Source organism: Kineococcus glutinatus (assembly GCF_039542765.1).
In the GTDB taxonomy this organism is placed as follows: Bacteria; Actinomycetota; Actinomycetes; order Actinomycetales; family Kineococcaceae; genus Kineococcus_A; species Kineococcus_A glutinatus.
In genome coordinates this window covers 1-12,902 of record NZ_BAABIL010000146.1, presented here as the reverse complement: position 1 = coordinate 12,902, position 12,902 = coordinate 1, and the positions used below count along the sequence as shown (strand labels likewise).

General features: G+C 75.4%; 11 protein-coding genes. 8 read left to right on the top strand and 3 right to left on the bottom strand.

Annotation, left to right across the window (positions count from 1 at the left end; translation table 11 throughout):
• The first annotated feature begins 284 nt into the window (after positions 1 to 284).
• From hpf to secA, 5 genes are all read left to right on the top strand, one after another.
• The gene (gene hpf, locus ABEB16_RS06505) at positions 285 to 1,016 is read left to right on the top strand and encodes a ribosome hibernation-promoting factor, HPF/YfiA family (RefSeq protein ID WP_345711444.1); all 732 of its coding nucleotides are present in this window, start codon (positions 285 to 287) and stop codon (positions 1,014 to 1,016) included.
• Between the two features lie 66 nt (positions 1,017 to 1,082).
• On the top strand, positions 1,083 to 1,811 hold the full coding sequence (locus ABEB16_RS06500) for a response regulator (protein ID WP_425560115.1): 729 nt from the start codon (positions 1,083 to 1,085) through the stop codon (positions 1,809 to 1,811).
• Between the two features lie 11 nt (positions 1,812 to 1,822).
• Positions 1,823 to 3,091 (top strand): winged helix-turn-helix domain-containing protein, encoded by a 1,269-nt coding sequence (locus ABEB16_RS06495; RefSeq protein WP_425560116.1) that lies wholly within the window; start codon positions 1,823 to 1,825, stop codon positions 3,089 to 3,091.
• Between the two features lie 41 nt (positions 3,092 to 3,132).
• Positions 3,133 to 5,406, top strand: coding sequence for a putative bifunctional diguanylate cyclase/phosphodiesterase (locus ABEB16_RS06490; protein WP_345711442.1), 2,274 nt, complete (start codon positions 3,133 to 3,135; stop codon positions 5,404 to 5,406).
• 123 nt (positions 5,407 to 5,529) lie between these two features.
• Complete coding sequence (gene secA / locus ABEB16_RS06485) at positions 5,530 to 8,193, top strand: preprotein translocase subunit SecA (protein ID WP_345711441.1); 2,664 nt, start codon at positions 5,530 to 5,532, stop codon at positions 8,191 to 8,193.
• 41 nt (positions 8,194 to 8,234) lie between these two features.
• On the opposite strand, the gene ABEB16_RS06480 is transcribed toward secA, so the two are convergent.
• Both ABEB16_RS06480 and ABEB16_RS06475 read right to left on the bottom strand, forming a co-directional pair.
• Positions 8,235 to 8,795 carry an Rv3235 family protein gene (locus ABEB16_RS06480; protein WP_345711440.1) on the bottom strand — a complete coding sequence of 187 codons (561 nt, stop codon included), beginning with the start codon at positions 8,793 to 8,795 and terminating at the stop codon, positions 8,235 to 8,237.
• Positions 8,796 to 8,843: 48 nt separating this feature from the next.
• Positions 8,844 to 9,608 carry a LysM peptidoglycan-binding domain-containing protein gene (locus ABEB16_RS06475; RefSeq protein WP_345711439.1) on the bottom strand — a complete coding sequence of 255 codons (765 nt, stop codon included), beginning with the start codon at positions 9,606 to 9,608 and terminating at the stop codon, positions 8,844 to 8,846.
• Positions 9,609 to 9,825: 217 nt separating this feature from the next.
• Here ABEB16_RS06475 and ABEB16_RS06470 point away from each other — a divergent pair, with 217 nt between their 5' ends.
• Positions 9,826 to 10,416 carry a hypothetical protein gene (locus ABEB16_RS06470; RefSeq protein WP_345711438.1) on the top strand — a complete coding sequence of 197 codons (591 nt, stop codon included), beginning with the start codon at positions 9,826 to 9,828 and terminating at the stop codon, positions 10,414 to 10,416.
• Between the two features lie 30 nt (positions 10,417 to 10,446).
• On the opposite strand, the gene ABEB16_RS06465 is transcribed toward ABEB16_RS06470, so the two are convergent.
• Positions 10,447 to 10,677, bottom strand: coding sequence for a helix-turn-helix domain-containing protein (locus tag ABEB16_RS06465; RefSeq protein ID WP_345711437.1), 231 nt, complete (start codon positions 10,675 to 10,677; stop codon positions 10,447 to 10,449).
• A gap of 267 nt (positions 10,678 to 10,944) precedes the next feature.
• Here ABEB16_RS06465 and ABEB16_RS06460 point away from each other — a divergent pair, with 267 nt between their 5' ends.
• Both ABEB16_RS06460 and ABEB16_RS06455 read left to right on the top strand, forming a co-directional pair.
• Positions 10,945 to 11,571 carry an SAF domain-containing protein gene (locus ABEB16_RS06460; RefSeq protein ID WP_345711436.1) on the top strand — a complete coding sequence of 209 codons (627 nt, stop codon included), beginning with the start codon at positions 10,945 to 10,947 and terminating at the stop codon, positions 11,569 to 11,571.
• Positions 11,568 to 12,842 carry a CpaE/TadZ family protein gene (locus ABEB16_RS06455; protein ID WP_345711435.1) on the top strand — a complete coding sequence of 425 codons (1,275 nt, stop codon included), beginning with the start codon at positions 11,568 to 11,570 and terminating at the stop codon, positions 12,840 to 12,842. Before ABEB16_RS06460 ends, ABEB16_RS06455 begins: the two co-directional genes overlap by 4 nt.
• The last annotated feature ends 60 nt before the right edge of the window (positions 12,843 to 12,902 follow it).

Here is a 12,902-nt window from a genome sequence, read left to right as displayed (position 1 = left end):
CGCTGATCCCGGTGCCCGTGCGCCCGCGGGGTCGCGCGGGCGCCGTCGAGGGGGCAGTCGAGGGGGCCGTCGGGGGGGCCGTCGGGGGGGCCGGGGATCGGGCCGCGCTGGAGTGGTCGCCGTGCGCCGGGGTGGTCTAGCGTCTGTGCATGGCAGCCGCCTGCTGCACCTCCTGCGCCGCACCTCCCCGGCGCCCGACCGGGGAGGTGGTGCCGAGCACGACGTGACGTCCGGCGGTGGTCGCGGGTCCGCGACCACCGTGAGCGCTCGAACAGGAGGTTCCCGTGGAAGTTGTGGTCACCGGTCGCCGCACCGACGTCCCGGAGCGGTTCCGCCGGCACGTGCAGGAGAAGCTCGAGAAGGTGTCGACCCTCTCGTCGAGGATCCAGCGGATCGACGTCGAGCTCTCCCACGAACCGAACAAGCGGCAGGCGCACAGCTGCGAGCGCGTGGAGATCACCGTCCGCACCAAGGGCCCCGTGATCCGCGCGGAGGCGTGCGCCGACGACCCCTACGGCGCGCTCGACCTGGCCACCGGCAAGCTGTACGAGCGGCTGCGCCGCGCCCGCGACCGCAAGAAGGTGCACCACGGCCGGCACACCCCCAAGTCCGTGCGCGAGGTCACCGCGGGCCTGAGCGACGAGGCGCTGGCGCCCGCCGGTGGCGTGCCGCCGCTGGGGGAGGACCTCGACCTCGACGCGGCGCTGCCCGCCGAGGCCGCGGCGGCGCGCTCGGGCGCGCCGGACGAGGACGAGGCCCCCGGCGACAGCCCCGTCGTGATCCGGGAGAAGGACCACGTGGCCCACCCGATGTCCCTGGACCAGGCCCTCTACGAGATGGAGCTGGTCGGGCACGACTTCTTCCTCTACATCGACTCCGCCACGCACCGACCGAGCGTGGTGTACCGCCGGCGCGGCTGGAACTACGGCGTGATCCGCCTGACGCTCGCGCCGGAGGACGGGGTGGCCCCGCAGCACCGGCAGGGGGCCGCTGCGGTCGAGGCCCTCACCAGCTGACCCCGCCGGCTGGTCGGCACGCACGTCGGCGGTGGCGCCGTCCCGCACGGCGCCACCGCCGTCCGCGTGCCAGGATGCGCTGCGGCCCCGCAGGCGTGCCGCGGGGCGCGACGGGACGGGGGTGGGGCGGTGCAACCGATCCGGGTGCTCGTGGCCGACGACCACGCGCTGCACCGGCGCGGCCTGGAGATGGTCCTCTCGACGGAGGAGGACATCCAGATCGTGGGGGAGGCCGCCGACGGTGACGAGGCGGTGCGCAAGGTCGAGGAGCTGCTGCCCGACGTGGTGCTGATGGACGTGCGGATGCCCCGCACCTCCGGCATCGAGGCCTGTGCCCTCGTGAAGGCCAGCGCGCCCTCCACCAAGATCATCATGTTGACGAGCTCGGACGAGGAGAGCGACCTCTTCGACGCCGTGCGCGCGGGGGCGAGCGGCTACCTGCTCAAGGACGTGCCCGCCGAGGAGGTCGCCGACGGCATCCGGGCGGTCCTGGGCGGGCAGTCCCTCATCAGCCCCTCGATGGCCGGGCTGCTCCTGGGCGAGTTCGCCGCGATGCGCCGCCGCGACGAGGAGCGCGAGCTCGGGGTGCGCACGCCCCGGTTGACCCCGCGGGAGCTGGAGGTGCTGCGGCTGCTCTCCCGGGGCCTGCCCAACCGGGAGATCGCCGGTCAGCTGGCCATCAGCGAGAACACGGTGAAGAACCACGTCCGCAACATCCTCGAGAAGCTGCAGCTGCACTCGCGCATGGAGGCCGTCGTCTACGCCGTGCGCGAGAAGATCGTGGAGCTCAGCTGATCCGCACGCGGCTGACCCCCTCGGAGGCCCGCCGCGCCGCCCTGGCCGCGCAGGGGTTCTCCCGCCGCCGGCCGCCAGCGGTGGTGACCGCGCACCTGCAGCGGGTGCTCGAGCGCGTCGCCGTCGTGCAGATCGACTCCGTCAACGTCCTGGCCCGCAGCCACTACCTGCCCTTCTTCAGCAGGCTCGGTCCCTACGACCGGGCGCTGCTCGACGCGGCCTGCCGTCCGCCCCGCCAGCGCATCGTGGAGTACTGGGCGCACGAGGCGTCGCTGGTGGCCCCGGCGACGCACCGGTTGCTGCGCTGGCGGATGGCACGCGTGCGCACCGATTCCTGGGGCGGTGTGCGCCGGGTGGCCGAGGAGGCGCCCGGGCTGCTCGCCGACGTGCTGGCCGTGGTCGCCGAGCGCGGCCCGCTGACGGCGCGGGAGGTGGAGGCGCTGCTCGCGGCCCCGGCGGCCGCGGTGCCGCGGCTGCACTGGGGGTGGAACTGGTCGCAGGTGAAGACGGCCTGCGAGCACCTCTTCTTCGCCGGTGCGCTCACCGCCGCAGGTCGCACGGCGCAGTTCGAGCGCCGCTACGACCTGCCCGAGCGGGTGCTGCCGGCGGCGGTGCTCGCGGCGCCGGACCCGGACCCGGCCGAGGCGGCGCGGGAGCTGGTGGCGCTGTCCGCGGCCGCGGCGGGCGTGGCCACCGAGGCCGGCCTGCGCGACTACTTCCGGCTGCGCCCGGAGCCGTCGCGGCGGGCGGTGGCCGAGCTGGTCGAGGCCGGTGTGCTGCTGCCGGTGGAGGTGGGGGGCTGGGACCGGCCCGCGTACCTGCACGCCGGCGCCACGCTGCCGCGGGTGCGTGCCCGCGCCCTGCTGTCGCCCTTCGACTCCCTGGTGTGGCACCGCGAGCGCACCGAGCAGCTGTGGGGGATGCGGCTGCGGCTGGAGGTCTACACCCCCGCCGCCGCCCGCGTGCACGGCTACTACGTGCTGCCGTTCCTGCTGGGCGAGCGGCTCGTGGCGCGCGTGGACCTCAAGGCGGACCGCGCGGCCGACGGCGGTGCGGGGGTGCTGCGCGTGCAGGCCGCGTGGGCGGAGCCGGGCGCGCCGGCGGGGACGCCCTCGGCGCTGGCCGCGGAGCTCGCCGAGCTCGCCGCGTGGCTGGGGCTGGCCCGCACCGCGGTGCGCGGTGCGGGGGACCTGGCCCCGGCGCTGGCGTCGGCCGCGGGGGCCGTCGACCCCGGTGTCGACCCCGGTGCCGACCCCACGGGCGTGCCGCCGGGTGGGTGACCTGGTGCGAAGCACGGACCCCGGCGCGTCGATGGGGGAACGTGAACCCGGCCCCCGCCCTGCCCGAGCAGGTCACCTGGACCCCCCGCGAGGTGGCGGGGGCGGCCGGTCTGCTGCGCCACGTCCTGCTCGAGCTCGGGTCGGCGGGCAGCGAGGCGGCGGTCTTCGGGGCGGCGGTCTCGCTCGTGGCCGACTTCGTGGCCGCCGACGTGGTGGCCGTCCTCGAGGGTGAGCACGTCCACGGCGGCGTCGGCTTCGGCGGCCGCCCACCGCTGCGGGGCATGCTGCGCGTCGTCCGCGACGGCACCGGCCACGTCGCGGTGCCCGGTCTGGGCCGGGTGCGCGCCCGCGCGTTCGCCGTGCCGGGTCTGGCCGGTGTCACGCTCGTCGCCGGCTGGGCGCACGAGCCGGTGGACGTGGACGTCGCGGCGACCCTCGACGTGCTGACCGGCCTGCTCGGCCTCGCCGTCCTGGCGCTGCACGGGCACGAGCGGGAGCGCTGGATGCACCTGGAGGGCGAGCGCGACGCGGCGGAGCTGTCCCGGCTGCACGAGGCCGTCACCCGCCGCGAGCAGGTGCTGGCCGCCTCGCTGCGGTTCCAGCGCGAGATCTCCAGCCGCCAGCCGCTGCCGGACCTGCTGCGGCGCATCGGGGCCAGCGCCTCCGAGCTGCTGGGCGGGCGCGCCGTGTGCCTGGTGCTGGCCGACCCCCGCCACCGGATGGACCTGCGGGTGGTGGCCTCCGCCGGGGCGCCGGCCCTCGCGGCGCAGCGGGCGCTGGCCGCGGCCGGGCACGTGGTCGGCGGGGTGTCGCCCGGGCCCGCGGAGGTCTCGGACGCGGGCGGGCGGGCGACGGCGGTCGCGGTGCACATCACCGGCCGCGCGGTGGGTGCCCTCGTCGTGGAGACCACCGGTGCCGACGCCCTGGACGAGGTGGGGCGCACGGTGCTGCTCGCGTTCGCCGAGCACGCCAGCATGGCGCTGACCCAGGCCGACGCCCTGCAGGCGGTCCGCGAGGCCTCCTGCGACCCCCTGACACGGCTGCCGAACCGGGTGACGTTCCTGCAGCGGGTGGAGGCGGCGCTGCGCGCGGCGGGTGGGGACGGCGCCGTGGCGGTGCTGTTCGTCGACCTGGACGGCTTCAAGGCGGTCAACGACACGATGGGCCACGCCGCGGGCGACCAGGTCCTCGCGCAGGTGGGCCGCAGGCTGAGCCGCTGCCTGCGCGGTGGTGACGTGGCCGCGCGCATCGGCGGCGACGAGTTCGCGGTGCTCGTGCACGACCCGGAGCCGCTGCACACCGCCGGACGGCTGGCGCGGCGCATCGCGCGGGCGCTGGCCCTGCCCGTGGAGGTGGGCGGGCGCAGCGTGCAGGTCGGCTGCAGCACGGGCGTCTCGGTGGCCACCGGCGAGCAGGGCGCGGAGGAGCTGCTGCGGTGCGCCGACGTGGCGATGTACCGGGCGAAGCAGGCCGGCGCGGGCGCGGCCGTGGCGTTCGAGCCGTGGATGCTGGAGGAGGAGCGGCTGCGGCTCGACCTGGAGGCCGACCTGGCCCGCGACGGGGTGGAGGAGGAGTTCGAGCTGCAGTACCAGCCGGTGCTCGACCTCGACGGCGGCGCCGTGGTGGCCGTCGAGGCGCTGCTGCGCTGGCGCCACCCGCAGCGCGGCGTCCTGGAGCCCGCCGCGTTCCTGGCGCTGGCGCAGGACTGCGGCGTCCTGGCGCGCGCGCTGCCGCGGCTGCTGCACGCGGCCGCCGCGCAGGTGGCGCTGTGGCGGGCCGAGGTCCCCGCGCTGGCGTTGTTCGTCGACCTCTCCCCGGCCCAGCTCGGCGATCCGGAGCTGCCCGACCTGGTGCGCCGGGCCCTGCACGCGGCGGGGCTGGAGCCGGGGTCCCTGCTGCTCGACGTGCCCGCGTCGGTGCTGGGCTGGGACCCGGAGCTGCTGCGCGCCCGGCTGGGGTCGCTGCGCGCCACGGGGGCGCACCTGGCGCTGGACGGCTTCGGCGCCGTGGCGGGTGCCCCGCTGGCCCCGCTGCGCCAGCTGCCGGTGGACGTGCTCAAGGTGGACGCCGCCCTGGTGGCCGCGCTGGAGGGCCCGGCGGCGCACGAGGCGGCGGCGTCCGTGGGGCGGATGCTGGAGCTGGCGCTGGCGCTGGACCTGGGGGTGGTCGCGCAGGGGGTGGCGAGCGCGGTCCAGGCGGGGCTGCTGCGGGAGCTGGGCTCCCCCGCGGGGCAGGGGCCGGCGCTGGCGGCCCCGCAGGCGCCGGCGGAGGTGGCGGGGCTGCTGGCCGCGCAGCGGGAGGCGGCGAGGGGCTGAGCACCGCCGCCCGCGGTGGTGCTCCCCGGCCCGCGGTGCCGGGCCCGCGGTGCAGGGTCCGTGGTGCAGGGTCCGTGGTGCAGGGGCCACCGGGTGTGGCCGCCGCGTCGTTAGAGTGGTCCCGTGGCTCCCATCCTGGAGAAGGTCCTCCGCACCGGCGAAGGCCGCGTCCTCAAGCGGCTGCACCGCATCGCCGATCAGGTCAACGCCCTCGAGGACGATTTCGTCGCCATGAGCGACGCGGAGCTGCGGGAGGAGACGGACCGCTTCCGGGCCCGTCTCGCGGACGGGCAGACCCTCGACGCGCTGCTGCCGGAGGCCTTCGCGGCGTGCCGGGAGGCGGCGCGGCGCACGCTGGGGCACCGCCACTTCGACGTGCAGCTCATGGGCGGCGCCGCGCTGCACCTGGGCAACATCGCCGAGATGCGCACCGGCGAGGGCAAGACCCTGGTGGCGACGGCGCCGGCGTACCTCAACGCCCTGGCGGGCAAGGGCGTGCACGTCATCACGGTCAACGACTACCTGGCCGAGTACCAGAGCGAGCTCATGGGGCGCGTCTACCGCTTCCTCGGCCTGACGAGCGACTGCATCCTGTCGCGGATGCGGCCGGCGGAGCGGCGGCAGGCGTACGCGGCGGACATCACCTACGGCACGAACAACGAGTTCGGCTTCGACTACCTGCGCGACAACATGGCCTGGTCGGCGGAGGAGCTCGTCCAGCGCGGCCACAACTTCGCGATCGTCGACGAGGTGGACTCCATCCTCATCGACGAGGCGCGCACCCCGCTGATCATCTCCGGTCCGGCCGACCAGCCGACGAAGTGGTACACCGAGTTCGCCAAGCTCGTGCGGCAGATGAAGCGCGACCGCGACTACGAGGTCGACGAGAAGAAGCGCACGGTGGGCGTCCTGGAGGCGGGCATCGAGCGCATCGAGGACCTGCTGGGCATCGAGAACCTCTACGAGAGCGTCAACACCCCCCTGATCGGCTTCATGCACAACGCCGTCAAGGCCAAGGAGCTGTTCAAGAAGGACAAGGACTACGTCGTCGTCAACGACGAGGTCATGATCGTCGACGAGCACACCGGTCGCATCCTCGCCGGTCGGCGCTACAACGAGGGCATGCACCAGGCCATCGAGGCCAAGGAGGGCGTGCCGATCCAGAACGAGAACCAGACGCTGGCGACGATCACGCTGCAGAACTTCTTCCGCATGTACGACAAGCTCTCGGGGATGACGGGCACCGCCCTCACCGAGGCGGCGGAGTTCCACCAGATCTACAAGCTGGGCGTGGTGCCGATCCCCACGAACCGGCCCATGGTGCGCAAGGACCAGGCGGACCTCGTCTACAAGACGGAGGACGCGAAGTTCGAGGCCGTCGTGGAGGACATCGCCGAGCGCCACGGGACGGGGCAGCCGGTCCTGGTGGGCACCACCAGCGTCGCCAAGAGCGAGCACCTGTCGGAGCTGCTGGCCAAGCACGGGGTGCCGCACGAGGTGCTCAACGCCAAGCACCACGAGCGGGAGGCCGCGATCGTGGCCCAGGCCGGTCGCCGGGGTGCGGTGACGGTCGCCACGAACATGGCCGGCCGCGGTACGGACATCATGCTCGGCGGTAACGCGGAGTTCATGGCGGTGACGGCCATGAAGGAGCGCGGGCTGGACCCGGACGAGGCGCCCGCCGAGTACGAGGCGGCCTGGCCGCAGGTCCTGGAGGCGGCCCAGGAGTCGGTGAAGGCCGAGCACGACGAGGTCAAGGAGCTGGGCGGCCTCTACGTGCTGGGTACCGAGCGGCACGAGTCCCGCCGCATCGACAACCAGCTGCGCGGCCGCTCCGGGCGCCAGGGCGACCCCGGGGAGTCGCGCTTCTACCTCTCGCTCACCGACGACCTGATGCGGTTGTTCAACGCGGGGCTGGTCGAGGCCTTCCTGACGCGCGCGGGCATCCCGGACGACATCCCGATCGAGTCGAAGATGGTGACCCGGGCCATCCAGAGCGCGCAGGCGCAGGTCGAGGGCCGCAACTTCGAGATCCGCAAGAACGTCCTCAAGTACGACGACGTGCTGAACCGCCAGCGCGAGGTCATCTACGCCGAGCGCCGCCAGGTGCTGGAGGGGGCGGACCTGCACGAGCAGGTGCGCCACTTCATCGACGACGTCGTCGGCAGCTACGTGCGCGAGGCCACGGCCCAGGGCTTCGCGGAGGACTGGGACTTCGATAAGCTGTGGACGGCGCTCAAGAGCCTCTACCCCGTCTCGGTGACGGTCGAGGAGGTCGTGGAGGCGGCCGGCGGGCGCGGCAACGTGACGGCGGAGCTGCTGTCGGAGGAGCTGCGCTCGGACGCGCAGCACTGCTACGACGAGCGCGAGGAGCGGGTCGGCGCGGAGGTCATGCGCGAGCTGGAGCGGCGCGTCGTGCTCTCGGTGCTGGACCGCAAGTGGCGCGAGCACCTGTACGAGATGGACTACCTCCAGGAGGGCATCGGCCTGCGCGCGATGGCGCAGCGCGACCCGCTGGTGGAGTACCAGCGGGAGGGCTACGCCCTCTTCCAGGCCATGACCGAGGCCATCAAGGAGGAGTCGGTCGGTTACCTGTTCAACCTGGAGGTCCAGGCGGCGGCGCCGGAGCGGGTGACGACGGGGCTGGAGCCCAAGCGCGTGCAGCTGCAGTACACCGCCCCGACGGCGGAGGGTGACGTGGAGGTGCACGCCGGCGATGCGGCGAGCACCGACGCGGAGGTCGGCAACCGGGCGCAGCGTCGCGCCCGGCAGCGTCAGGCGGACTGACCGGTGCCGGCGGCCCGCCTCCGCGGGGCGGGCCGCCGGCATCAGCCCATCTCCAGGGCGGTGACCCGCCAGCGCCCGTCCCAGCCCTCGAGGCGCAGCGCGACGGCGCGCACCCGCCCGCCGTCGCGGACCACGGCGGCGGCCTCGCTGACACCGTCGCGGGGTGCGCAGCTGCGCAGGGAGAGCACGGCGGGCGGTCGGGTGGGTGCGGTGCCGAGGCGGAGCCTGGCGCTGAGGGCCGCCCGCTTCTGCAGCGCCGCGTAGACGTCGGTGGAGCTCCAGCGCAGCAGCTGGGTGGCGGGCCGCTGTCCGGCGAGGACCTCCAGGAGGACCTGCACGTAGCGCCTGCACCACTGGTCGGTGGCCGGCAGGTCGCGCGTCGTCGTCGGCTGCGGTGCGGCGAAGGACTCGTCGAAGCCGCGCCGGGGGCCGCCGAGGCTGATCGCCAGGACACCCTGTCCCGGGCTGACGTGCGAGCCCCACGACGTCGCGGCGCCGGGCTCGCCGGCCAGCGGCGGGTCGCACACGGGGACGGGGACGCGGCGCACCGGACCGGTGGTGTGCAGCGCGGGCGCCTGGTGGTGGATGGGGGCGGTGGTCACGGGGGCCTCCTCGGGGCTCAGGGCGGGTCGGGGTTCGCGGGCGGGTCTTCAGCGGGCGGGCGGGACGTGCAGGACCTGCCCGGGGTGGAGCAGGTCGGGGTCGGGGCCGATGACGTCGCGGTTGGCGGCCCACCAGCGCTGGACCTCGGCTGCGGTGCGCGTCGCGCCGGTGGCGCGCTCCTGCCCGTCCGTGGCGCGCAGGTGGGCCGAGACGAGCGACCAGAGCGTGTCGCCGCGGTGGACGACGACGGTGCCCCCGATCGCCGCGGGCCGCTGCGCCCCCGGCGGTGCGGAGCCGGGTGCCGACGCGAGCGGGGGCCATGCGGGTGACGCGGGCGGCGGGAGCCGGGCCGGGACGGGTGCGGCGGTGCCGGGGACGGTGGGAGCCGTCCCGGTGACGTCGGCCGGGGCTGCCACCGCGGTGCCCGCCCAGCCGGGTTCGGCGGCCGGGGACGCGGCGTGGGCGGCGCTGGCCCCGGCACCGATGGCCAGGCCGACGGCGGTGGCCACGAGGCGCTGCACGACGGCGGGCACCAGTGCGGTGTCCGTGCCGGTGGGCTGACCCGACCGCCGCGGTCCCGCGCGCAGCGCCGCGACGGTCGTGGCGGCCACCGCGGCGGCCAGCCACAGCAGCACGACCGCGCACGCCAGCGCGCACGCCGCCGTCACGAGGTCCGCCGCGGTGGCGGTGCTGCTGGTCGCGGAGCGCACGGCGGGCGCGCCGAGCCAGCCGGCACCTGCGGCCAGGCCGAGGGGCACGGCGGTGAGCAGCGCTCCGGCGGCTACCGCCCGTGCGCGTTGCCACCACGTCATGCCGGCCTCCGATGATCGACGTTTGCGTGCAACGAGCGCCTGTTGAGCTCGTTTGGTGTCGTTTGCTGCGCTTTCGTACCGGATGGGTCGCCCGAGTCGGGCCTGTCACGGGTGAACTCCGCTCGATCGGCGCACGCATCACACGAGGCGTGAGGGCCGGTCGGATCCGTGCGTGCTCAACCACCTGATCGGGGGTACGCCGTCCTACGCTCGGGGGATGCGGTGGGAGCAGCTCTTCGACGACCTCACGGGCGAACTGGTCGCCGAGGAGCGCCGCGAGCTGGAGGCCGAGGTCGCCGACCGCGCACGACGGGAGCTGGCGGCGGTCGCGCTCGTCGACAGGCTGCGCGCAGCGCAGGGCGGCCCCGGTGAGCCGGCCGTGGACGTCGAGCTGCACCTGGGGCGGGAGCGGGTCCTCCGCGGCGGGGTCGTGGACTGTGCTGCGCAGTGGGTGCTGCTGTCCGTGCCCCGCGAGGTGGGCGGATCCGGTCGCGCGCTGGTGCCCCTCGGCGCGGTCATCGGGGTGAGGGGGTTGCCCCGGCGCTCGCGGCCCGCTCGCTCACCCGTGGCGGACCGTCGGAGCCTGGGGTCGGCGCTGCGGGCGCTGGCTGTCGCGCGCTGCCCCGTGCAGGTGCTCCTGCGCCGTGGCGGGGTGGAGGGTGCCGGTCTGCTGCACGGCACCCTGGAACGGATCGGGGCGGATCACGTCGACGTCGGTGAGCACCCCGTGGGTGAGCTGCCCGCACGTGCGGGACGCGTCACGACGGTGGTGCTGGAGGACCTGGCCGCCGTCCTCGACCGCAGCTGAGGCGGGAGCCCGGCCGTGCCTGACGGCGGGTCAGTCGGAGGTGGCGCCGGCCTGCAGCGACGCCGTGCCGGAGGTCATGGCCTCGGTCTCGGCGTACATGCGGGCGATGTAGGCCTCGAGCTTGCTCTCCTCCACGCGCCACTGCCCGCGGCCGCCGACCTTGATGGCCGGCAGTTCACCTGATCGGACGAGCGCATACGCCTGAGCGGAGGAGATGGCCAGCATCTCGGCGACATCCGCCAGCGGCAGGAAGCGTGGCATCGAGACACCTCCTCGCACTGCGGTCGGTCGGCTGGTCCGGTTCGAGGCACATGTAACCACGAGCCGCTGGGCGCACGGCCCGGCCGCCCACCCCTGTGGACGCCGACGGTGATCGGGAGGTCGGGCCATCCACCATGGGACGGCCGGGCGGGGGCCCGGCGAGTTCTGCCGTGGAGGTCCTGCATGACTGGTACACCGCCCCGTGCACCTGCACGGTCCCGTGCGTCCCGGCTGCAGCCTCCGTCCTGGGGTGATCCGCGCCTCCTGGTGGGCGTCGCCCTCGTCCTCGTCTCGGTGCTCCTGGGCGCCAGGGTCGTCAGCGCCGCCGACCGGACGGCTCCCGTGTGGGCGGTGACCTCCACGCTGGCGGCGGGGCAGCCGATCCGTTCCTCCGACCTGCGCGTGGAGCGTGTCCGCCTGCCGGCGGCGGCGGCGGCCGCCTACCTGCCGGCAACCAGCGCGCCCGACGGTGACTGGGTGGCGCTGCGCACGCTGGGTGCCGGCGAGCTCGTCCCCAGGTCCGCGGTCGGCGGTGCGCGCCGGCTCGCCGCCCGCCCCCTGAGCCTCTCCCTCCCGAGCGTTCCGGCCGGGGTGGTGGTCGGCACGCAGGTGGACGTGTGGGTGACGCCCGCCGCCGAGGCGGGTGGGCCCACCGGGTCGAGCGACGCCGTCGACGCGTCGACGGCCGACCCCGAGCAGATCCTGCAGGGCGTGGAGGTCTCGGCCGTCTCGAGCGGTGGCTCCGCCCTGGCGGCACAGCGCACCTGCGAGGTCCAGGTCGTCGTCCCCGAGGAGCGCGTGGCGGACGTCATCGGCGCACTGGCGTCGGGCGCCGCGGTGACCGTCGTCCCCGTGCCCGGTTCGGCCGGGGCACACCCCGGGGGAGCGTCGTGAGCCTGCCCGTCCTCGTCGCCGTGCCCGGTGACGCGGAGGCCGCGCTGGTGGCGGGCTGGGAGTCCTGCCGCCGCGAGGTGACCGTCGTCCGACGCTGCGCCGACGTGGCCGACCTGCTCGCCACCGCGACGGCGGGGCTCGCGCGCGCCGCCGTCGTCGGCACCGACCTCGCCGGCTTCGACGCCGAGGCCCTGGCCCACCTGCGCGCCTGCGGTGTCGCCGTCGTGGCGCTGCTCGCCGTGGACGACGAGGCCACCGACAAGCGCTGGCGCCAGCTGGGCGTGCAGCACGTCCTGCCCACCTCGACGTCGGCGGCGGAGGTCGCCGCCACCGTCTCCGAGGCGGTGGGGGAGGGCGCGGGAGGATCGCGCGCGGCCACGAGGTCGCGCAGTCGCGTCGCCGACGCCGATCGGGCGCGCCCGTCCCCCGCCGGACGGCGCGTCGATGTCACGCCGGGCACGGGCCGCGTCCTGGTGCTGTGGGGACCCCACGGCTCGACCGGCCGCACGACGCTCGCCGTGCACCTGGCGGCGGAGCTCGCCGCGGCGGGCGACGAGGTCCTCCTGGTCGACGCGGACACCTACGGGGCCAGCACCGGACAGGTCCTCGGCATGCTCGACGAGGCGCCCAGCCTGCTGGCCGCCGCCCGGGCTGCGACCGACGGCAGGCTGGACGTCGCCACCTTGCGCCACGCTGCCGCCGAGGTGTTCCCCGGGCTGCGCGTGCTGACCGGGGCGGCGGCTCCCTCGCGGTGGCACGAGCTGCGACCGTCCGCCCTGGAGCGCATCCTCGACATCGCTCGCCAGGCGGTGCACTGGGTCGTCGTCGATGTCGCGGCATGCGCCGAGCAGGAAGAAGAGAGCACCTTCGACTTGCCCGCTCTGCGGCGCAACGGCGCCACGCTCGCCGCCCTGGCGGCGGCCGACCTGGTCCTCGTCGTCGGCGCGGCCGACCCCGTCGGTCTGCAGCGCATGGTGCGCGCTTGGCAGGCGCTCCCGGACCTCGCGCCGACCGGCCGGCCGCTCGCGGTCGCCAACCGCGTTCGTCCCGCCGCCGTCGGGCGGACGCCGGAACGACGGATCACCGAGGCCCTCGAGCGGTTCGCAGGGGTCGAGGATCCCGTCCTGCTGCCTGATGATCCGACGGCGTGCGACGCCGTCCTCCTGCAAGGCCGCACGCTCTCCGAAGCCGCACCGCGGGCGCACTTGCGTCGTGCCCTGGCGCTGCTCGCGGATCGCGTCCGCTTCGAGGCCGCACCGACCGCGCCATGAGGCGACGGCGAGCGCCGTGTTCGTGCGGATGTGTTGTGGTGCAGTGGTTGTGGGTGGGTG

What these genes read in the sequence shown, in the direction of transcription:
- ABEB16_RS06475 (WP_345711439.1), bottom strand. Translation starts at nt 9,608, where the DNA reads ATGACGTGGTGGCAACGCGCACGGGCGGTAGCCGCCGGAGCGCTGCTC.
- ABEB16_RS06470 (WP_345711438.1), top strand. Translation starts at nt 9,826, where the DNA reads ATGCGGTGGGAGCAGCTCTTCGACGACCTCACGGGCGAACTGGTCGCC.
- ABEB16_RS06465 (WP_345711437.1), bottom strand. Translation starts at nt 10,677, where the DNA reads ATGCCACGCTTCCTGCCGCTGGCGGATGTCGCCGAGATGCTGGCCATC.